The sequence below is a fragment of the Aporhodopirellula sallentina SM41 genome (assembly GCF_000346505.1).
Classification (GTDB): Bacteria; Planctomycetota; Planctomycetia; order Pirellulales; family Pirellulaceae; genus Rhodopirellula; species Rhodopirellula sallentina.
Window position 1 is genome coordinate 1 of record NZ_ANOH01000301.1, and the last position, 20,211, is coordinate 20,211.

Consider the following 20,211-nt stretch of genomic DNA (forward strand, 5'->3'; position numbering starts at 1 on the left):
TGCTGCCTGCCTCGGCCAACGCCTCGGCGCGATGAGCAAGCATTTGAGCCGTTTGTCGCAGCATCGGTGAACCAGCGGTCGGCAGCAACAACCCGCGGCTATCACTGTGCTCGGAAATCAAACCGGGCAGGAAAGCCATGTCCGGGTGACTGTCTTCGATCTCACCGGTGAGCCCCAACGTGATCGCTTTGCCAGCGACGTTGCCTTGGATCGTTAGCGTCAACTCTTCGCTCGGTGCCGAAACGCTGCCGATCAAAATCGAATCGCGATCGAGTCGCAAAGGCGGTAGGCGATCGCCGTGAACCCAAGTCACCGAATCCGAACTCCCGCTGGCGTCTGCCACGGTGTCGATCCAAATCGGGCTCATCTTCGCCGAGTCCGCAACGCCTTTGGCGATCACCGCTGGACCACCCACGGTCGCATCGTCGCCGACTACGCCCAGAACTCCACCGGTTTGGTTCGCCAAAATTGCGATCGTTTCGAGGTTCTTCGTCGGGCCAATCGCAATCGAGTGAACACTGATTCGGTCCGCCCGAAGGGAATCAACGAGTTGTTCAAAGCGAACTTCGTTTTGGATCGCGTCGAGCGAAGTGCCGTCGCCGATATAAACGATCGAACGAGCGTGTTGTTTGTCCCTATTTGCCAAAGGCTGTCGCGCCTGGTCGAGGATCTTAACCAGATTGGTGTTCCCCAGTGGCAACCGGCGATCGAGCTGTCGAACCGCTTGGATGACCGGTTTCGCCAACGCAGGAGTGAACTCGTTCGTCAGAGGCAGCGATTCGACATCGGCGGCGAACAAACGCACGCGAGTGTTCTCGCTGTCGAGTCGACGCAACAACATCTTCACCGCGGTCATTGAATCGGTGCGGAAGGCACCAACTTGACTCGCCGAAGTATCAACAACGACGACCACGTCGGTCGGTCGGTTCGAAACCGCAGCCATAATCGCATCGTCAGCACCAGGCTGAACCGAGACCGCAACCGCCGGGGCATCGTCCTCGTTGAGCGAGTAGCTGACGATCCGAGCCGAAGTTTCGCCCGACAACGAAGCCGATGAAGCGTCGTCGGCATGCCCGACCGCAACATCAACCGTGGTCAGGGAGAACACACTGGCAAAGCATGCCAGCAGCAGCGATGCAAAGTTTGCGATTCGCCAACGACTTCGTTGGCGGTGTTTGTCAATTGGGGCCATGTCGGCACTTGGCGTCATCATCGGAGGCTCGAGATGGGAAAGAGAAGAGAAGCGATACGCTCGCGATTTCATGCAAATCACTCGTTATAGGACATGTTGTGGCGTGAGAGCGTGCGGAACGGGTTCAGTTTATTTGTCGAAAACTCAGATTCCACGAAAAAACCCTCGTTCCAGGCGGGCGAGGGCAGATTGGGGTTCCGGTTGTAGGATGTAGCATTTTGCAACACCTGTTGCAAAACGCTACAGCAATCCGCTGCACTCGCCCTGGAAGAGCGTTGTAATTGACAACCAACGCGATTGGAGTGCCAAAAACAGGGCACGCGAGCGGAAAGAGACGTGCGGTGTCGACGTCCCATCGAATCCAGCCGATTGATAGAGACTGAGAAATTGACGGAAACTGGGAAATTGAGAGGGACTGTGCAATCGATGGAGACTGTGCAATCGATGGGGACTGAGAAATCGATGGGGCCGGGGAGGAAGTGCCAGGGCTCAGTTCACCTGATCCTGGGCGTTCGGGTTGGCCTTGAGCCAGCGGGCCATCGCGGGACCAACCGTACTCATCGGCACCCAACGTTCCCGCGTTTTGCGACTCTGCACCAACGTCTCGGGCTGAATCTTCCCTGCGTCGATCCGCTGAAGAAGATCACGTTCACTGATGGGTCCCACCCGTTTTGCTTTGTGAAACCATCCGCTGCTCATGTAGAACCAGTCTGCGCTCATGGTTGGGATCTCCATCGGTATTGGCAGTGCCAGCAAAGTTGCGTGGTCGGCGTCCAGACAATTCAACTGGACGCCCCATTCAACCGGACCATGCGTTCCCGAACAATTCAGTTTTCTGAAAGTTGCTTTCAGCAACGCAAAACGATAGTAACGCAAAACAGCACACCATTGCAACAAAATCCGGCGTGCGCTGACATCAACATGATGATGCCGTTTCCGAGCACAAAATGACGGCCAGCCATCACACCCCTCGTTTGGTAAACATGCTGCTCGCCATCTCTTTCCCGGGGGGAGAATCCCCCACCACGATCAGTCTCCCTGCGATCATTCGTAATACAAAAACATTGTCAGTTTTCCGTTTGACGATCTTGCCCAGCCACCCCCCTGAATGGTTAGCCCCGATGCAGTTTGGTGCGGCAAATTGTCAGCTCGGAACCTAGCAGGGAGCTGCGACCGTGCCTGCGGATGGGTGAAAACCGACGATTTCAGGAGGGGTGAAAATTGAAACCGCGGCCTGAATTGACCGGGCTGTGGCCTCGTTGATCTCGATGTAGACGTGATGACCCTCGCAAACCGCAGCGGAATCTGGCTCGCAATCGGGAAAATGCCCGACGCCGCAAACGATTCTGACCTAGTGTTGACGTGAACGGTTTGCTGGCGCGGTGGGCCGGTCGCGTTTCGGAATGCGTCCGTCTGTTGTGCAAACCACTAACCGCCACGCAGCGTCGTTCGTTTCGAGGAAACGAACTCTCGCTTCAGATAAGGATCCTTGTTTTATGACACTCTCTCCTGCTTTTTCTGACTTCCCCAACTCGTCCGGATCCGGTTCCGGTTTGAGCTCGTCGTCAGAGTTTGCACACGACCGAGCCACAGCTGCTTCGATGGGATTGTTACCCACCATCCCGTCATCGACGCAGAGCGCCGAATCAGATGGCTCGCGCGGATCATTGAAAGATCGCCGCTCTTCCGATCGATCGGGACAGCGCGGACGCACCGGAGTGGAACGCCGTCAGTTCGGCAGCAGCCACTCAGGACTTTCCGCCGAAGGACGCGAGTTGGCGTCGGCGATCGACGCGTACAAACTCAAACACCATCGTCGATACATCACCTGCGATGAGATGTTGGTTGTTCTGCGTTCCTTGGGATACCAAAAGACCACAGCTTCGTCCGAAGACGCCTAGAACTGTTCCAAGCCGCCGTGAGCCAGTGGCAATAACGGCGGCATGTTTGAAAGAAACGTGGCCGCTCCTCGGCTACGAATCGCTTCGCTGTGGTTACCTACCCACGGCCTCGTGCCGGCTATCGCTTCGTGGTTTCAGATTCGAGGTCAATCTCTCGAGCAATCATCGGCGGCAACTCGTCACCCGGTACCAAACCGGTGCCCGGTATCATTCCGCGGCCGTCGCCCAACTCGTTTTCGAGAACCGGCCAACCTTCGTCGAATCGTGTTTCGGCTGTGTAGTCGACGGGCGGACGGTCAAATGAATTTGGGGGCGACCCCGTGTTTCGACGGCCGAACTTCCTCAGGCTGCTCCCCGCGAGACGTGTTTCGGATCGGATCGAACCGGCTTGGAACGGCCCGACACCCATCACCCATGTGTCTCGCGCGGTCGAGCGTGATTGGCTGATTCCGGATTGCCAAATCGCTTTGCGGGTTTCGCGGTCGTAAGCAAACGCTGCGATCTTCGCCGCTCCTTCGCGTGCGTCTCTCCGAGCGAGCGCGATCTCGGGCACCTGCGGTACCGATGGAGCCCCAGGCAGCAGTGTCGCTGCGGATCCGATCATGTTGTTCTCGGGAACACCGAACGTCACACGATGATCGTCGGCACCGAGTGTTCCGATGCGTGCCTCGATGACAATGTCCGCGTCCTTGCTGCTGTCCTGCATCAAACAACCGGCAGCCATGATCTGCTGCCGCAGGGCGCTGGTGACGTAGTCTGCGTTGACAAAGGAATCACTTTTGACCGACCGCAGATAGCTGGTGTCTAGGAACACCTTCTCACCGCTGAGCGGTCGAAAATCAATGGTCGAGACACTGCGATCGACGGCGTCCGACAAGAGCAATTGTTCGGTGGCCTGGTGGTCTCGGGTTGTTCCACACCCGATCAGGCACATGAGCAGCAAACACGGCAAGGCCGCATAAACCGGAGCGAATCCGGATAACATGGTAGATGTGAAAATCGGCTGTGACGGATTACTCGAACACACAACACCAGCGTGAACGCTGTCGGCTCACAATTCGGAAAGGAGGGAATGTTTGGAAGGCGATCCGCCGCACGAGAGTTGAAATCTCTCAGTGCGACTGAACGGTCGAGGTCAGACCTCAACACCGCTGACATACCAATCTCCGGTCAACCATTGCAAGAGGAAAACGCCACTCGCCCCATTCCCCCTATCCTCGTAGGCCAATCGTCTTTCCCCGAACCCCCAAAGAGGGTCAGTAATCACACTACCCGACGTTCGAATAAGACAGTGGCATCGTAAAGGCAACGTGTCACGCACCTAAAAACCGAGTCCCGATACCGGGCGATGACGTTGGGCCAGAGCAAGGCTAGCCGGCCCAGTACGCCAACGTTACGACGCCAAGTGTCATCTAGTACTTCACGTCAACTTGATTTTCGGGTAGTGGACGAGGCGACGAGTCCTTGACGCGCTAGTCACGCAAGGAGATTCCTTGCGTCATCCACTACGATTCCACCCGAAAGCCACGCTGCAGTGGAATACTAGAGATATGTTGCCGGCGCAACATGGTGAACGTTATGTGGATCGGTCTGCCCGGAACGGATGCGCACATCCTGCGGTCCCAACGAGCAGACCATTCAAAACGATTGGTTTGTGTCAACGTTCTTTTCGGGTAGTGGATCTCGTGAAAAATCCTGCTGCATGGGGATCTTTCACAAGATCCAATACCGCCTACCCGAAGACCGAGCTGCGTCGGAATTCGAGAGCGTTTTGAAAACGGGCCGTGTTCGAGCTCGGGCGCCGAGTAGACCAGCTTGCTCGCGAACGGCTTAATAGCGTCCGCGGTTGGGTGCCGAAACGCGGCTGCTGACCTGTGGGACGAGCGGGGCCTGCGTCAGGTTTTGTGACGCCTTGCCGCGGAACTCGACAAACATCAACGCGTCAGCACGACCAGCGGTGGTTCCCGTGATCGCTCCGAAGTCGAGGAACGGCACTGCAGACTGAGTCCGATCTGGGCTCGCGACGACTCCGCACGAAAGCAACAGCACCATGTCCGAAGGCCAACGGAATCGTTCGTGCAAACGCCAGCTGACCAATTGTGGGACTTCGATCTTGGTACGGTGAACTTGTTGGTTCGGCAACGGCAAGTCGAGTTCAACGGGCACGAACTTGTCAACTTGATCGATGTTCGCGTTGATGACGCAATCGAGCGTCCGACCATCGACGCTCAGCAGCGGGCTGAGTTCGAGTTGGTAGCCTTCCTGGATTTCACCGGTTTCGGGTTCGTACGGTGGCCATCCCGCAGGCGACGGTTTGACGTTGATGACATAGTTGCGACCGCGGGTGCTCGCGAGTTTCTCGGTTTGTCCGTTGTGCATGATCAGGTCAACCGCCTGGACTTGTCGGACGTCGGTGCGTTGTCGCAGCAGGTTCATCACAAGAGCGGCGTTCTCTTTGGTCAACAACCATGCTTGAATGCCGGGCGACTGCACGTTGACGTGTTGCATCAGCGTGTGAGCACGCGATCGCCAGTTCGGATTGCCGACCGTCATGACCTTTAGGTTCATCACCTGCGGATCCTTGTCGCCGGCGACAAATCGATCGACGATACCGGCAATGACCTGATGCATTTCATTGGTATGGTAAACGGTGAGTCCGTCACGATCGGCACTCATGAAACCGAACGGCTCGGTATGCCAAACGTCGGTCCCGGTTTCGCGAACGATCCAATCGACAACGGCCTGATGCGGTCGGTCGTGCGTCGTCAGGTAACCGGTGTAGGGCCGAAGGTCGTAAACGCGGTGTTCTTGGCCGGCACCACGCGGGAGTTGCCCGCCGGAGCTAAGCTGTCCGCCCGCGCCGACGTTCGAATTGTTTTGGTTGGGCGCCGCCTGAAGACTCGGCGGGGTATCCGCGGCGCGTGGCACGAAACCACCTTGCGACTGAGTCGACGGAGGTTGCGACCGCGAGACGGAACTCGAAGGGAGCGCCATCCCTTGTGCGGAAACGACGTCGGCAAGAAGCAAAAACGCGAGGGCGAGAATCGCAGTCATTCCGGCTCTCCCCCATAACAACACTGAAGGCGGTGCGAGAGGTGTTGGATTGCGTCGCATGTTGTGTTCGTAGTGCAAGAGGAACGGCGTCGAATAGCCGGTGACGAGCACGCCTAAGAGCCGTCGACCGTTGTTCCAGCTATAAGAATTTCCGGCAGCACCACGCAAGATGAATCGCGAGGAAAACTCGGTTGACGCCGGCAGCTTTCGCCGTGAGAGGCCGCCTCTAACAAGGATGCAGTCGATGTCGCCAAACTTCGGTGGCCTGAATTCCGGCGAATTCCGCCACAGCGATCAGACACGCAGAATTTCAAAACGCTCTAGCGTTTTTCCGCTGCGGCCAGCAGTTTTTCAGCGTTTGCGAGTGCTTGCTCGGCCGGATTGTCTTCGGCGGGTTGCTCCTCTTCCGACGCCTCGGTCGGTGCATCCGAATCGGCCGCTTGAGGATCAACTTCGGCGTCGTTGGTTCGACGCCGACTTTCCATCATCGATTGAATCTGGACAGCTTTCTTGCCTTTGTAGGCTCCCGCGGAGGCGTGGAACTTCGGCACGTCTTGGATCGAAACTTCGAGAGACTGTCCGACTTCTTGTTCGGTCGTGATGATGTCGCCAACCGACAGATCGAGCAGATCACTCGTCTTGATTCGGCTTCGTGCGAGCGTGACCACTACGTCGACCGCCGCGGAATCGATGCTGTCGGTGATCTTCTGTCGAGTCGAGTCGGTGGGTTTGCTCTTTCCGTAACCGACCCATCCGTTTCGAGAAAGTTTGGCGTTGTATTTCTCGATCGTATTGAACGGGATACACAGATTCATCATTCCGCGGTTTTTGCCAAGCAACACCTCGAAACCGATCAAAATCGCGACCTCGTTCGGTGGAACGATCTGGGCGAGCTGTGGGTTGCTCTCGGTGGATTCGATCACCGGCTCGAGTTTGATCACGTTTTCCCAGGCCGGGACGATTTGTTCGAGAAACAACTCGACGACGCGGCACATCAACCGGGTTTCGATTTCCGTCAACGGACGCCGGATCGTTTCGCCCGGAACGGGGTCGCCGCCGAGCATCCGATCGATAATCGCGAAAGCCAACGACGGTGCGATGTCGAGCACCCAGTGACCTTCCAAAGGTGCCGGTTGGATAATGTTGAAACAACTGGGGTTATCCAGCGAAAAGACGAACTCGCTGTAAGTCAGCTGATCCACACTGAGGAGTTTCACCTCGAGCATTGTCCGCAACAGCCCCGAGATCGACGCGCCAAAATTACGAGCGATCGACTCATGGAGCGACTGCATCGCCCGCATTTGGTCTTTACCGACGCGTTCGGGGCGTTTGAAGTCGTAGGCGGTGATGCGGGCACCGGGGAGCACTCCAGGCGAATACGGTTTCCCCTCGGGAGCCCGTGCTTTGGTGCCCGAGATCATCGGACCGCGATCATCTTCGGCGGCCTCGGGTTGTGCCGGAGAGGCTTCCGCCTCGGTCTCTTCCACGGGCGCAGCAGCGGCCTCGGCGGATTTTTCGTCCGATTCGGGAGCGGCCGGGGACGCTTCCTCGTCCAGATTGGCCGTTTCCATCGCCTTGAGCAGATTTTCGACTTGGTTTTGGCTCAGTGACTCGTCGGACTAAAAAAACCTCAGCTTCGCAAATGACCGTTCCCACGTACGATGTACTTGTAGCTGGTCAATTCTCGCAACCCGCATGGCCCACGAGCGTGGAACTTATCGGTGGAAATTCCGATTTCGGCCCCTAAACCGAACATTCCGCCGTCGTTGAACCGCGTACTGGCGTTGACCATCACCGCAGAACTGTCGACCAAATCCGTGAAACGTTCGGCCGTCGCGATGTCGCGGGTGATGATCGCTTCGGTGTGCCCCGAGCCATATCGGGCGATGTGATCGGCAGCCTGTTCGAGCGAATCGACGACCGCGATGCTGATCGCGGGGCCGAGAAATTCGGTGCCAAAGTCCTCTTCGGTCGCAGGAATCGCACCTGGAAGATGAGCGGCCGCTCGCTCATCAGCCCTCATTTCGATCCCACGTGAGGCCAACCGCTCGCCGATCGCGGGCAATGCTTCGGCGAGAATGCTCTCGTGAATCAGCAACGATTCGCAGGCGTTGCAAACCCCCTGACGCTGGCACTTCGAGTTTTCGATCACGTCGACCGCCATCGCCACATCGGCATTGGCATCCACATAGACGTGGCAATTGCCGTCGTAGTGCTTGATCACCGGCATGGTGGCCTCGGCCGCGACGCGGCGAATCAGGCCTTCGCCGCCACGTGGGATCGTGACGTCAATCAATTCGTTCATTTTCAGGAATTCGCCGACGGCGGCACGGTCGGTGGTGCCGACCAATTGCACGGCGTTTTCCGGAACGCCGACTTTGGCCGCGACTTCACCGAGTATTTTGACAATCGCCTGGCTGCTGTGCATCGCCTCCTTACCGCCGCGGAGAATCACGGCATTGCCGCTCTTGACGCAAATACCTGCAGCGTCAGCGGTTACATTGGGGCGACTTTCGTAGATAAAGAATACGACGCCGAGTGGCACCCGTCGTTTCTCGATTCGCAACCCGCCCGGCCGCGTGAATCCGTCGAGGACTTCGCCGATCGGGTCTTTCAACGCGGCAATTTCTCGCAAACCGGTGGCAATGCCCTCAATCCGGCTCGGATCGAGCCGCAGCCGGTCCACGCTCGCGTCGGTCAGTCCATACCCCGGTGCGGCGGCCAAGTCCTTTTCATTGGCGGCGAGAATCTCTGCGGTTGCGGCGACCAACGCGTCGGCCGATTCGAGCAACCAACGGTCTTTGATCGATGTGTCAAGCGAAGCTAGCTCGCGGGAAGCAGCCTTGGCAGCGGTAGCGATTTTCAAACAAGTGTCAGACAACTCAGAAGACATGCGGTTTGATCTAGAGGGATTTCGTGTGGGCGTTGTGAAAGGGCCGTGCAGCTTAGGACAAGACGCCGCGGAAACGCAAGGAGCAACGAACGATTCAGGAAGCGAACGATTCAGGAAGCCGGCGTTTCGGGAAGCGGACGATTCGGGAAATGGCGAATCCAGACGCCGCCCCCTCCCGGAATCAGGCAGAACACCAAAGGCCTACCACTCGCGAAAGCCCATTCACGGTGCGGTGCCGTCCGTTGCGGAAGCGCAGGCAGGGGTCGACTGCAACAATTTTTGATGAAGCCTAACGAAAGATGTCCCACCTCGCCCAACTTTGGTGCACGGACTTCTCATAGAATGATGACTCAATCCGTTTCCGTTCGAGTTCGCCAAGCAAGCGAGTTGCCGCGCAGCTAGCGAGTGCAGACGGCTTCCACGGATCGGGTGTCTGTGGCCTACACGCCGGTCGAGCTTCTACTCCTTTTTGATATTGATAATGCGCTTCACTTTGACGCATTGCCTTTACACCCCGGCGCCGACGTCCAGAATGACCTCACACTCAACGCACCGATGCGTGCGAGAGATTACTTCTCACCGCCAAAAGGAAAAGGCTCATGCAACCGGTAAAATCACTTAACCACATCGGAATCGCCGTGCGGTCACTCGATGACCAAAAGTCCTTCTACGCGGATTCGTTGGGCGCCGAATTCGAAGGTGTCGAAGAAGTCCCCAGCCAAAAAGTGCGGGTCGCGTTCTACAAGATTAACGACGTTCGATTGGAACTGCTCGAACCGACCGCCTCCGACAGCCCGATCGCGAAGTTCATCGAGAAACGTGGCGAAGGCATGCACCACATGGCGTTCACCGTCGATGACCTTCCTGCACGGATCGCTGAATTGAAGGACGAGGGTTTGCGAATGATTGATGAAACTCCACGTCCGGGGGCTCACCACATGAAGATCGCATTCATTCACCCCAAGAGTAGCTGCGGCGTTTTGACCGAGTTATGCCAACCACCTCAATAAACAGTTGAACCGACCTCTCATCAATCGATAAGAATCCATAGCAGTAAAGCACGCTCCAACGAGAGAGATTAGCATGTCAACGATTCCTGAACTGACCATCGCGGATGACTTTCCGCCGGTTGATTACGACACATGGCGTTCCACCGTCGAGGCCGACCTCAAGGGTGCCCCATTCGAACGCAAATTAGTTTCGCATACGTACGAAGGCATCGAGATCCAGCCGGTGTACACGCTGCGTGACGATTTGGGCGAAGACTCGGCGGGGATGCCGGGCTTTGCACCGTTCATTCGCGGTTCGCATCCGCAGGGTCCGGTCATGTGTGGCATGGATCTGCGGCAGGAGCATGCTCATCCGGATATCGAAAAGAGCAACGAAGCGATTCTCGGTGACCTCGCCGGCGGCGTGACTTCGTTGGCACTGCGTTTTGACACCGCGGCTCGACATGGTTTTGGCGTCGATGATCCACAATACGGTCATCTCGGTGGCCAGGACGGAGTGATGGTTTGCGGCGCCGATGACCTCGACGCTGTCCTAGCGGGCGTTCACATGAACCTGCTCGACGTGACGGTTGATGCCGGCGGTGCTTTCCTTCCCGGTGCGGCGACTCTCGCTGCGGTTTGGAAGAAACGGGGCATCGCCGACGACGCCGCACGCGGTTGCTTCAACGCCGATCCGCTCGCAACGCTCGCACGTGAAGGGGAACTGCAGGTTGCCCCCGAGCAAGCACTCGCCGACATGGCGGAGTTGGCGAACTGGACAGCACAGAACTACCCCAAAGCGACCGCCGTGTCGGTCGACACCTCGCCGTATCACGACTCCGGTGCGACCGCTGCTCAGGACGTTGCGATGGCGATGTCGACCGCGGTGGAATACCTGCGAGCGATGACCGCAGCGGGCATGCCGATCGAAGACGCGGTGCGGCAGATTCACTTCCGCATGAGCATAGGGACACACCACTTTTTAGCGATCGCCAAGATCCGCGCCGCCCGCCAACTGTGGGCCCGCGTACTCGAAGCGTCCGGTTGCCCACCGGTGGGCATGCGGATTCACGCCCGAACCAGCAACCGCGTGATGACGCAGCGTGACCCTTACGTGAACCTGCTGCGAAACAGTGTTGCCATGTTCGCAGCGATCGTCGGAGGTGTCGAAGCGGTCACGTCGCTGCCGTTTGATCACGCGGCAAAGTTACCAGATGAATTCAGCCGCCGGATTGCCCGAAACACCGTCTTGGTCTTGCAGGAGGAATCGCACCTGCACCGCGTGCTCGACCCGGCCGGAGGAAGTTGGTTCCTCGAAAAACTGACGAAAGACGTTGCCGAAAAAGGTTGGGAGGTGTTCCAAGAAATCGAACGCCAGGGGGGCATGCTAGCTGCCTTGATGAACGATCATATTCGCGAACAACTCGACACCGCCTACGCACCACGGGCGAAAGACATCGCCTCACGGAAAGAAGGCATCACCGGGGTCAGCGAGTTCCCGAACCTGACCGAGCAGCGAGTCGAAAGTGAGCCGCCGGACCTCAATGCTCTTCGCGGCAATGCTTCCAAACGCATTGCCCAGCAAGACAAATCTGGGGTCGCGTTGGAACAGCTCGCGGGTATTTCTTCGCGTGTCGAGATGGCGTTCCAAGCCGCCGACATGGGAGCGACGATATCTCAAATCGCCAACGCACTCGGATTCGAGGAGGAGGCGACTACGATCGCACCGATCGAACCACATGCGTTTGCACAACCGTTCGAAGAACTTCGCGACGCCAGCGACCGATGGACGGAGAAAGAGGGACACCGACCGCATGTCTTCTTAGCCAATATGGGACCGGTCGCTCACTTCACCGCGCGTGCGACTTACTCGAAAAACTTCTTCGAGGCAGGTGGGTTCGACACCATCGCGAGTGAATCGTGTGCGGACGCCGATGCGGCCGTCAAGGCGTTCAAAGAAAGCGAAGCCAACATCGCGGTGATCTGTTCGTCGGACAAACTTTATGCCGACATGGTCGCTCCGGTCGCGAAGGCGTTGAAAGACGCCGGAGCACGCACGGTCATTGTGGCGGGCTTCCCCGGAGCCAATGAAGAGACGTGGCGAAACGCCGGCGTCGATCGATTTATCTTTATGAAGTGCGACGTGCTCGGCACGCTCCGCGAGTTACTAGCACAAGAGGGGGTACTCTAGCCATGAATACGACCAACGCCACCAAATTGCCGAACTTCGCCGACCTGCCACTGCAATCGGAAACGGCGACAAAACCAACTACTGAAAATTGGGCCGAAGCGATCGGAGGTGATCCATCGCGACTGGACTGGAAAACGAACGAACAGATCCCAATCCAAGGGCTCTACACGTCGGCGGACTTGTCCGGGGTCGATCACCTGGAAACCATGCCGGGTTTCGCCCCGTTCCTGCGTGGGCCCTATCCGACGATGTATGTCATGCGTCCATGGACGGTTCGACAGTATGCCGGGTTCTCGACCGCAAAAGAATCCAACGCGTTCTACCGCCGCAACCTGTCCGCCGGACAGAAGGGCTTGTCGATCGCGTTCGATTTGGCGACCCACCGAGGATACGACTCCGATCACCCACGGGTGGCCGGTGACGTCGGCATGGCGGGTGTCGCGATCGACAGCATCTATGACATGCGAACCCTGTTCGACGGTATTCCGTTGGACAAGATGAGCGTGTCGATGACGATGAACGGTGCCGTGCTCCCCGTGATGGCGTTGTACATCGTCGCCGCGGAAGAACAAGGCGTTGCACCGGAGCAGCTATCGGGAACGATTCAGAATGACATTCTGAAGGAGTTCATGGTTCGCAACACCTATATCTATCCACCCGAGCCGAGCATTCGGATCATTGCGGACATCTTTGACTACACCAGCCGGTGCATGCCTCGATTCAACAGCATCAGCATCAGCGGCTACCACATGCAGGAAGCCGGTGCGACAGCTGACTTGGAGTTGGCATACACACTCGCCGATGGCCTCGAATACGTTCGCACCGGAATCAAGGCAAACCTGGATGTGGACGCGTTCTGCCCCCGACTGTCCTTCTTCTGGGGCATCGGAATGAACTACTTCATGGAAGTCGCCAAACTGCGAGCGGCACGTATGATTTGGGCCAAACTGATCAAGCAGTTCAACCCGAAACAACCCAAGAGCCTCTCGCTGCGAACCCACAGTCAAACGAGCGGTTGGAGCCTCGTCGCTCAAGACGTTTACAACAACGTCATCCGCACGTGCGTCGAAGCGATGGCGGCCACTCACGGTCACACGCAATCGCTGCACACCAACGCGTTGGACGAAGCGATCGCGTTGCCGACGGATTTCTCCGCACGGATCGCTCGGAACACGCAGTTGTTCCTGCAACAGGAAACCGATACCTGCGATGTCGTCGACGCGTGGGCAGGCAGTTACTACGTTGAGAAACTGACGCACGATTTGGCTCAGCGGGCGTGGGAACACCTCGCCGAGGTTGATGCCGCCGGCGGGATGACCAAAGCCATCCAAGCCGGTATCCCGAAAATGCGGATCGAGGAAGCTGCCGCTCGCACGCAGGCTCGCATCGATTCGGGACAACAAACCGTGATCGGTATGAACAAATACCGGCTCGCCAAAGAAGACGACTTGAAGGTGCTCTCGGTTGACAACACCGCCGTCCGCGAAGCTCAAATTGCGAGCCTCAAACGACTGCGTGAAGATCGCGACCAAAACGAAGTCGACGCAAGGCTCGCCGAACTGAAGGTGGCCGCGAACGACTCGAGCAAAAACCTGCTCGAAGTGGCTGTCGCCGCCGCTCGTGCGAAAGCCACCGTGGGCGAAATGAGTGACGCCCTCGAAACGGTGTATGGACGCTATGAAGCTCCCGTTCAAGCCGTCCGAGGTGTTTACGCTAGCGAAACGGAAGGAAACTCATCGGTGCAAGCTGTTCAAGATCTCGTCACCGCGTTTGAGAAAGCCGAAGGGCGACGGCCACGGATCCTCGTGGCAAAAATGGGCCAAGACGGACACGACCGTGGCCAGAAGGTGATCGCCTCGGCGTTCGCTGACCTCGGGTTCGACGTTGACATCGGTTCGCTGTTCCGCACGCCGGCCGAGACCGCCAAACAGGCTGTCGAGAATGACGTGCACATCGTCGGTGTCAGTTCACTCGCCGCCGGTCACCTAACCCTCGTCCCGCAGCTCCGCGAAGAACTGGCCAAACTCGATCGTGAAGACATCATGATCGTCGCCGGCGGTGTGATCCCACCGCAGGATTACCAGGCACTCTATGACGCCGGAGCCGCTGCGGTGTTCGGACCGGGAACGGTCATCAGTGACGCCGCCGGAGCGTTGTTGAAACGGTTGAGCCAAGAGCTCGATCTCGGCATCGAATCCGACGATGCCTCCGCATGAGCCGTCGCAAAGTCTTAACCGCGGATGACTATTTCGATGGCGTCCGCGGCCAAAACGTATCGATGCTCGCGCGGGCATTCACCCTCGTCGAATCGAGCAGCCCACGACACATCCCGATCGCCGAAGAACTGCTGACCCGCTTGATGCCGCACACCGGCGGCGGACTGCGAGTCGGAATCACCGGTGCTCCCGGTGCCGGCAAGAGTACCTTTATCGAAGCACTCGGATTGTTGCTCGTGTCCAAAGGGCTGCGCGTCGCCGTCCTCGCGGTTGATCCGTCGAGCGGGATCACCGGCGGCAGTATCCTCGGTGACAAAACCCGGATGGGTAAGTTGGCTGCCGAGGACAACGCGTTCATTCGCCCCTCACCGTCGGCCGGTACGCTCGGCGGCGTGGCGAACAAGACCCGCGAAATCATGCTGGTTGCCGAAGCGGCTGGCTATGACGTCGTCTTGGTTGAAACGGTCGGCGTCGGACAAAGCGAAACGATGGTCGCCGACATGACCGATTGCTTCCTGGGAATCATGTTGCCAGGGGCAGGCGATGAACTGCAGGGGATCAAACGCGGCTTGCTCGAACTCATCGATGTGATCGCGGTCAACAAAGCAGACGGTGCCAATCGGAAACCCGCTCGCTTGGCGGCGCAGCAATACCACAACGCGTTGGACTCGATCTCCGGCAGCGGAAACGACTCGCCACCAGCGATCCTGACCTGCAGTGCGTTGGAAAAGGAAGGCATCGAGGACGTTTGGAATGCCATCCAAACTCGCTGTCACCGTGACAAACAAACCCAGCGGTTCGAACAAAGACGACAACAGCAAAACCTTCGTTGGCTGTGGTCGATCGTGGAAGACCGACTGCGCCAAACGTTGCACACACACCCCGGAGTGCAAGAGATCTGCGACGATGTCGAGGACCGGGTGCTCGCGGGCGAAATGCCACCCGCCGCAGGGGCGAGACAGTTGTTCGCCGCATTGAAGTTAGACACATAGTCGTTAGAAACGTCGGTGGCGCGTGAATGCCCCCACGCGTCACTCATACGAACCCTTCACCAGACCGAGAGTCGCTCCATGCCGATCATCAAAACCGTTCGCGGATTCACTCCCCAGTTCGGAGAGAACTGTTTCTTCGCTGATAACAGCGTTGTCGTTGGTGACGTGGTGATGGGCGATGATTGCTCGTGCTGGTTCAGCACGGTGCTCCGCGGGGACGTTAACTCGATCCGCATCGGCAACCGAGTCAACGTTCAAGACGGTGCGGTGCTCCATACTCTGTATCAAAAGTCCGTCATCGAGATCGCCGATAACGTTTCGATCGGACACAACGTCTGTGTACACGGCGCACGCATCGACCAAAATTGTTTGATCGGGATCAACTCGGTCATTCTCGATCACGCACACATCGGTGAAGGATCGATCATCGGTGCCGGTTCGGTCGTACTGCAAGGCACCAAAGTTGAACCAGGCAGCCTCTACGCAGGCACTCCTGCTCGGCGGATCAAAGACGTCGATCCTGAGCAGGCGAAAGAAATGATCGAAAAGATCGCCAACAACTACATGATGTACGCAAGTTGGTTCCAAGAAGAATCGCCCACGCCAGACGCCTGAACGCGGGCGAAGCTCTATAACAACGGTTAATTGTTGGGTGTTCCGAAGAGCACACAGATCGACGAAGGAACCGCTACCGTCTCGCGAATGAATTGCAATTCCCCGGTTTCTTGGTCGATCGCAAAGACGGTCGCAGTATTGCTCTGTTGGCCGGCGACGATCAGCCAACGACCGCTCGGATCCATGCCAAAGTTACGTGGCCACGCACCCCGAATCGGCTCGACCTCGATCAGCCACATCACACCGTTGTCATCGACGCGGAATGCACTGATGCTATCGTTGCCGCGGTTCGCGGTATAAATGAAACGTCCCGAAGGATGCACACGGATTTCCGACGCGCTGTTGAACGTCTCTTTCGCTTTCACCACTTCCGATAGTGTGCGAATCGTCTGTCCCGGTGTCATCACTCCCTTTTCCGCGTCGTAGTCGAACGCGGTGAGCGACAATGCCAACTCATTGAGCACATAGACACGCGATCCGTCTGGGCTGAACTTCATGTGCCGCGGTCCACCGCCCGGAGGACAAACACCGAAACCGTGAGGGGTCAACGCTGGCGTCTCAGTGTCGAGCTTCCAAATCACGACCCGATCCATTCCAAGGTCCGGCACAAATGCAAAACGATTATCCGGCGAGGTCCCCGTCCAGTGAGCATGCGGATGGTCTTGTCGTTTGGGGACAACACCCGATCCGGCTTTGGGCAATAGTTCGGAATGCTCTTTCACTTCGACGTGTTTGACCGATCCGTCTTCCGCGAGCTGATACAAGGTCGTCGAACCGCCTCCGTATTGGGCCGACATCAATACTTTGCCGTCTCGGTCTGTTGAGACATGCGCCGCTCCACCATCGCCGGTCGGAGCCGAGTTGATGTATTCCAACTTCGCCTTCCCGACCGGTCCCGTGATTCGAAACGCAGAAACGTTATCGTTCGACGTCGAGTTTGCGGACGCGGGACTGCCGGTCGCGTAGAGAACCTTTCCGTTGGGATGCATGGCGAGGAAACCGGGACTCCGGGTCTCGGCGGCGAGCGTCGCCCGGCTGAGCTTTCCGGTCTCCATGTCGAAGGTCGCGTGATAGATCCCGCGACTCTCACTGTTGCGTCCCGTTGATGTCCCAAACCAGACATCGACAGTTTGGCCGCTAGCCACAGTCCCTGCCAAGAAGAAACAAACGGATACTAGGAAGGCAGGGCACACGGTGCGATTCATCGGCGGGGCTCTCTCGAGGAGGGGAAGGGAATTTCCGGATCAGTGTAATCCTTCCGCCATCTGTTTTGGGAATTCCAACCGAATTGCCGCCCGCGCATCAAAAAACCCTCCGTCGATCTCGTCGAGGAGGGTCTTCGATGATTGCAAATGGAAGGACGGTGAATGGAGGCGAACACCGTTCGCGATCATGTCGCCGTTTTTTCACCAAACTCATGTCGTCTGAGTTCGTGTCTTTCTAGTATTCCGTCGCAGCTTGGTTTTCGATCCGGCCGTGGTGGATCTTGTGAATGATCCTCATGCAGCAGGATCTTTCACAAGACCCGCTACCTGAAAAGAGAGCTGACAGAAACAACTATTGATGCGTCACGATCAAGAACGGGGGTTCGAGGCCGTAGCGAAAGTCGCCAAGACTTTCGGTGATTCACGAGCCCTCCAGAAAGTCTTGGCGGGTTTCGCTACCCGAAAACGAGACTTTGACGCACGACTAGATCGCTTGGAAGTTTGCCGTGCTTGATTCCTGTGGCTGGATTCGCCAGAGTGCAGGCCGCCGAAGTCTCGCGACATCGGCAACATCAATTCGAAACTCGCTTTAGCCTGCCATGCGAGTGATTCGGTTGTGCGGTTGCGCCAATTCTTCGGCAGTCGGCTGATAACGATACTGCATCAGGTAAGCGTCTTCGGTGGCATCGTCGTAGAAATCGCGAAGGACCGAGATCGCTTTGAAACCGAGATTCTTGAAGAACAATTGAGCCTCGAGGTTCGTCTCGCGAACTTCGAGCATGATGCGGTTGCGGCGTTCTTGCGAAAGTTTGCCCAACAGCTTTTGCATCATGACATTGCCGATGCCTTGGCGACGGTATTCGCTGTGGACAGCAAAGTTCAAGATGTGCAATCGATTCTTGTGCAGCTCATAGATCATGAAGCCGACGACGCGGTCATCGCACTCGGCGACCATTCCGATGCAATTGCGTTGGCGAAGGCAGCGAATGAAATCGTCTTCGGTCCATGAAAACTCGAAACAATCACTTTCGATGCCCAACACGTCCGGCATGTCACGACGGATCATCCAGCGGATATGGGCGGTTTTGGTCGCTTGTTTTGTGTGTTCCACGTCGGACTCCCTTCCGGTGCAATAAGGTTTCTCTCGTCGGATAGGTGAACCTTCCTGGTGCCCCCGACGAGGAATCCGAAATTAGCAGATCATCGAAATGGCACCAAGACAGAAAACGAAAAAGGCAGCACGTGTGTTCTCAACACGAACTGCCTCTCAAAACTGCATAAAATGCGACCAACAGGGCACTTGACGGACTCTGCGGGGCCTAGGCGAAATCGATCGTTACTCGCCCGCGACAATCAATCCGCAGAACGCCAACGAGTCGCCCAATACGGCAGGGAGACCGTTAGCCCGCTCCGAGTTCGACGTCGATTTTGGCTTCACGAGCGGCGTCACGGAGTTTGCTCAATGCACGAGCTTCCAACTGACGAACGCGTTCTTTCGTAACGCCCATCTCGGCCCCGACTTCCTTGAGCGTCAGCGGTTCGGCACCGCGTTGCAAACCAAAACGTGCCGAAATGATCTTCTGCTCACGCTCGTCGAGACGATCGAGGATCCGGGCCAACTCGCGTTGACGTTGTCGCTGTACGGTTTCCTCGGTGTACGGGTCGAGACGTTCATCTTGATGACCGACGAATACCTCTTCGCCACTGGTGCGGAACCGATCGCGGTGACGGAACTCTTTCGGGATCGTCCGAGCGAAGTTCTTCATGATCGCCCAGGTCGCGTACGTGCTGAACTTGTTACCGCGTGAGTAGTCGAACTTCTCAACGGCGCGGATCAACGACATGTTCCCGTCACTGATCAGCGAGAAGAAATCTTCGCTGCTGGCGACGTGACGCTTCGCGATCGAAACCACCAAACGCAGGTTCGCTTGCACGATCTTGTTCTTCACACGAACCGCGTCCTCGTAGAGCGACTGGATCTTGTCCATCGTTTCGCTGTTGCTCTGACCGCTGGCGACCAATTCGTCCCGCAAGACACCGGCGCGGTGCTTGAGGTAATTCATCTTGCGGAACAGGTGTCCCTCTTGCTCGCGGTTGAGCAACGCGACGTCGTAAAGTGCGGCGAGGTAACTCGGCAAATCCGATGGAGCACGCACTTTGCGTGGTGCACTCGCTTCGGGCATTTCGGCGAGGTATTCCTCTTCGCGGCTGAGGTCCTCGAAGTCTTCGTTGTAGATGTGATCGAGCGGCAATTCGAGCAACTGTTGCATACGAACTTCGTCGAGAATCCGGCGGATGCTCGAGCGGGTTCTTTTGAACCGTTTGCACAATTGCGGAATCGTCGCACCGTGAGCGTGCAATTGCGCCACGACGCGTTTGTCTTCCTCGGTCAACGACTCACGGTGGTGTGGGAAGATCGCGAGTTTCTGGTTCCGGGCGTCGAAGTTTTTCAGGGTATAGCGGATCGTTTCCGGGGAACGGTTCATTTGCTGGGCCAACTGCACGGTGACCTCCGAAAGACTCGCACCACCTTCGGCGAGTTGCCGGGCACGTTCGATCATCTCGGTCTTCTCGTCGCTGCTGAGTTGGCTGAAGCGTTCACCACGCCGGACTTTGTCACGGTTGGCGGCGATGAATCGCTCGACGCTGCTGTGCAGGAAGCCGACGCGTTTGCGTTTGCCAAAGAGGAACTTCCGGCTGACAAGGCCGGCCTCGCGCCAACGGCTGATGGTCTTGGTCGAAACATGAAACTGTTTTGCCAGATCATTGACCGTGTGAACCCGTTCTCCCGCCGACTCCGCGTCGAGATCGGCCGAATCCGACAGGTCTTCGATCAGCAAACGCAGATCGTGCTGCAGATCCTCCGTCCGGATCGTCTGCCGCATCTTGGAATCGGGGCATAGTTAGTGATGACGAAAAACAAACGTAATCGATCACGTAATCGCGATCGGGTACAGTTCGCT

At 57.4% G+C, this 20,211-nt stretch carries 15 protein-coding genes; 6 read left to right on the forward strand and 9 right to left on the reverse strand.

Annotated features, from left to right (window positions below; all coding sequences use genetic code 11):
- Together RSSM_RS20290 and RSSM_RS20295 are read right to left on the reverse strand one after the other, a co-directional pair.
- A partial coding sequence (locus RSSM_RS20290) for a VWA domain-containing protein (protein ID WP_044303133.1) occupies positions 1 to 1,264 on the reverse strand: 1,264 nt, incomplete at its 3' end.
- A 417-nt stretch (positions 1,265 to 1,681) separates the two neighbouring features.
- Positions 1,682 to 1,912: a GYF domain-containing protein gene (locus tag RSSM_RS20295; protein ID WP_236621264.1), complete on the reverse strand. Its 231-nt coding sequence runs from the start codon at positions 1,910 to 1,912 to the stop codon at positions 1,682 to 1,684.
- 776 nt (positions 1,913 to 2,688) lie between these two features.
- Here RSSM_RS20295 and RSSM_RS20300 point away from each other — a divergent pair.
- The gene (locus tag RSSM_RS20300) at positions 2,689 to 3,093 is read left to right on the forward strand and encodes a hypothetical protein (RefSeq protein ID WP_008683099.1); all 405 of its coding nucleotides are present in this window, start codon (positions 2,689 to 2,691) and stop codon (positions 3,091 to 3,093) included.
- Positions 3,094 to 3,211: 118 nt separating this feature from the next.
- Here RSSM_RS20300 and RSSM_RS20305 read toward each other — a convergent pair whose 3' ends face one another.
- The 4 genes from RSSM_RS20305 to RSSM_RS20320 all read right to left on the reverse strand — a co-directional run bounded on the left by RSSM_RS20305 (position 3,212) and on the right by RSSM_RS20320 (position 9,040).
- Positions 3,212 to 4,078, reverse strand: a complete 867-nt coding sequence (locus RSSM_RS20305; RefSeq protein ID WP_008683101.1) for a DUF6655 family protein — start codon at positions 4,076 to 4,078, stop codon at positions 3,212 to 3,214.
- An 845-nt stretch (positions 4,079 to 4,923) separates the two neighbouring features.
- Positions 4,924 to 6,207 (reverse strand): hypothetical protein, encoded by a 1,284-nt coding sequence (locus RSSM_RS20310; protein WP_044303138.1) that lies wholly within the window; start codon positions 6,205 to 6,207, stop codon positions 4,924 to 4,926.
- A 260-nt stretch (positions 6,208 to 6,467) separates the two neighbouring features.
- Positions 6,468 to 7,718 (reverse strand): flagellar motor switch protein FliM, encoded by a 1,251-nt coding sequence (gene fliM / locus RSSM_RS20315; RefSeq protein ID WP_008683103.1) that lies wholly within the window; start codon positions 7,716 to 7,718, stop codon positions 6,468 to 6,470.
- Positions 7,719 to 7,777: 59 nt separating this feature from the next.
- On the reverse strand, positions 7,778 to 9,040 hold the full coding sequence (locus RSSM_RS20320; protein ID WP_008683104.1) for a glutamate-5-semialdehyde dehydrogenase: 1,263 nt from the start codon (positions 9,038 to 9,040) through the stop codon (positions 7,778 to 7,780).
- Positions 9,041 to 9,639: 599 nt separating this feature from the next.
- Here RSSM_RS20320 and mce point away from each other — a divergent pair.
- From mce to RSSM_RS20350, 5 genes are all read left to right on the forward strand, one after another.
- A complete protein-coding gene (mce, locus tag RSSM_RS20330) occupies positions 9,640 to 10,050 on the forward strand; it encodes a methylmalonyl-CoA epimerase (protein WP_008683106.1) in 411 nt (136 codons plus the stop codon).
- 73 nt (positions 10,051 to 10,123) lie between these two features.
- The gene (locus RSSM_RS20335) at positions 10,124 to 12,220 is read left to right on the forward strand and encodes a methylmalonyl-CoA mutase subunit beta (RefSeq protein ID WP_008683107.1); all 2,097 of its coding nucleotides are present in this window, start codon (positions 10,124 to 10,126) and stop codon (positions 12,218 to 12,220) included.
- 2 nt (positions 12,221 to 12,222) lie between these two features.
- Entirely contained in the window at positions 12,223 to 14,436 is a 2,214-nt protein-coding gene (gene scpA / locus RSSM_RS20340; protein WP_008683110.1) for a methylmalonyl-CoA mutase, read from the forward strand.
- A complete protein-coding gene (gene meaB, locus RSSM_RS20345) occupies positions 14,433 to 15,428 on the forward strand; it encodes a methylmalonyl Co-A mutase-associated GTPase MeaB (RefSeq protein WP_008683112.1) in 996 nt (331 codons plus the stop codon). Before scpA ends, meaB begins: the two co-directional genes overlap by 4 nt.
- A 78-nt stretch (positions 15,429 to 15,506) precedes the next feature.
- Positions 15,507 to 16,043, forward strand: a complete 537-nt coding sequence (locus RSSM_RS20350; RefSeq protein WP_008683114.1) for a gamma carbonic anhydrase family protein — start codon at positions 15,507 to 15,509, stop codon at positions 16,041 to 16,043.
- A gap of 26 nt (positions 16,044 to 16,069) precedes the next feature.
- Here RSSM_RS20350 and RSSM_RS20355 read toward each other — a convergent pair whose 3' ends face one another.
- The 3 genes from RSSM_RS20355 to RSSM_RS20365 form a co-directional block, all read right to left on the reverse strand.
- Entirely contained in the window at positions 16,070 to 17,248 is a 1,179-nt protein-coding gene (locus tag RSSM_RS20355; protein WP_044303135.1) for a lactonase family protein, read from the reverse strand.
- Between the two features lie 589 nt (positions 17,249 to 17,837).
- A complete protein-coding gene (gene rimI, locus RSSM_RS20360; RefSeq protein ID WP_173403171.1) occupies positions 17,838 to 18,314 on the reverse strand; it encodes a ribosomal protein S18-alanine N-acetyltransferase in 477 nt (158 codons plus the stop codon).
- 334 nt (positions 18,315 to 18,648) lie between these two features.
- Positions 18,649 to 20,133: a sigma-70 family RNA polymerase sigma factor gene (locus tag RSSM_RS20365; RefSeq protein ID WP_008683124.1), complete on the reverse strand. Its 1,485-nt coding sequence runs from the start codon at positions 20,131 to 20,133 to the stop codon at positions 18,649 to 18,651.
- Positions 20,134 to 20,211: the final 78 nt, after the last annotated feature.

Coding starts and splice junctions, on each gene's coding strand:
- RSSM_RS20295 (WP_236621264.1), bottom strand. CDS start 1,912: ATGAGCGCAGACTGGTTCTACATGAGCAGCGGATGGTTTCACAAAGCA.
- RSSM_RS20300 (WP_008683099.1), top strand. CDS start 2,689: ATGACACTCTCTCCTGCTTTTTCTGACTTCCCCAACTCGTCCGGATCC.
- RSSM_RS20305 (WP_008683101.1), bottom strand. CDS start 4,078: ATGTTATCCGGATTCGCTCCGGTTTATGCGGCCTTGCCGTGTTTGCTG.
- RSSM_RS20310 (WP_044303138.1), bottom strand. CDS start 6,207: ATGCGACGCAATCCAACACCTCTCGCACCGCCTTCAGTGTTGTTATGG.
- fliM (WP_008683103.1), bottom strand. CDS start 7,718: ATGGAAACGGCCAATCTGGACGAGGAAGCGTCCCCGGCCGCTCCCGAA.
- RSSM_RS20320 (WP_008683104.1), bottom strand. CDS start 9,040: ATGTCTTCTGAGTTGTCTGACACTTGTTTGAAAATCGCTACCGCTGCC.
- mce (WP_008683106.1), top strand. CDS start 9,640: ATGCAACCGGTAAAATCACTTAACCACATCGGAATCGCCGTGCGGTCA.
- RSSM_RS20335 (WP_008683107.1), top strand. CDS start 10,124: ATGTCAACGATTCCTGAACTGACCATCGCGGATGACTTTCCGCCGGTT.
- scpA (WP_008683110.1), top strand. CDS start 12,223: ATGAATACGACCAACGCCACCAAATTGCCGAACTTCGCCGACCTGCCA.
- meaB (WP_008683112.1), top strand. CDS start 14,433: ATGAGCCGTCGCAAAGTCTTAACCGCGGATGACTATTTCGATGGCGTC.
- RSSM_RS20350 (WP_008683114.1), top strand. CDS start 15,507: ATGCCGATCATCAAAACCGTTCGCGGATTCACTCCCCAGTTCGGAGAG.
- RSSM_RS20355 (WP_044303135.1), bottom strand. CDS start 17,248: ATGAATCGCACCGTGTGCCCTGCCTTCCTAGTATCCGTTTGTTTCTTC.
- rimI (WP_173403171.1), bottom strand. CDS start 18,314: ATGATCCGTCGTGACATGCCGGACGTGTTGGGCATCGAAAGTGATTGT.
- RSSM_RS20365 (WP_008683124.1), bottom strand. CDS start 20,133: ATGCGGCAGACGATCCGGACGGAGGATCTGCAGCACGATCTGCGTTTG.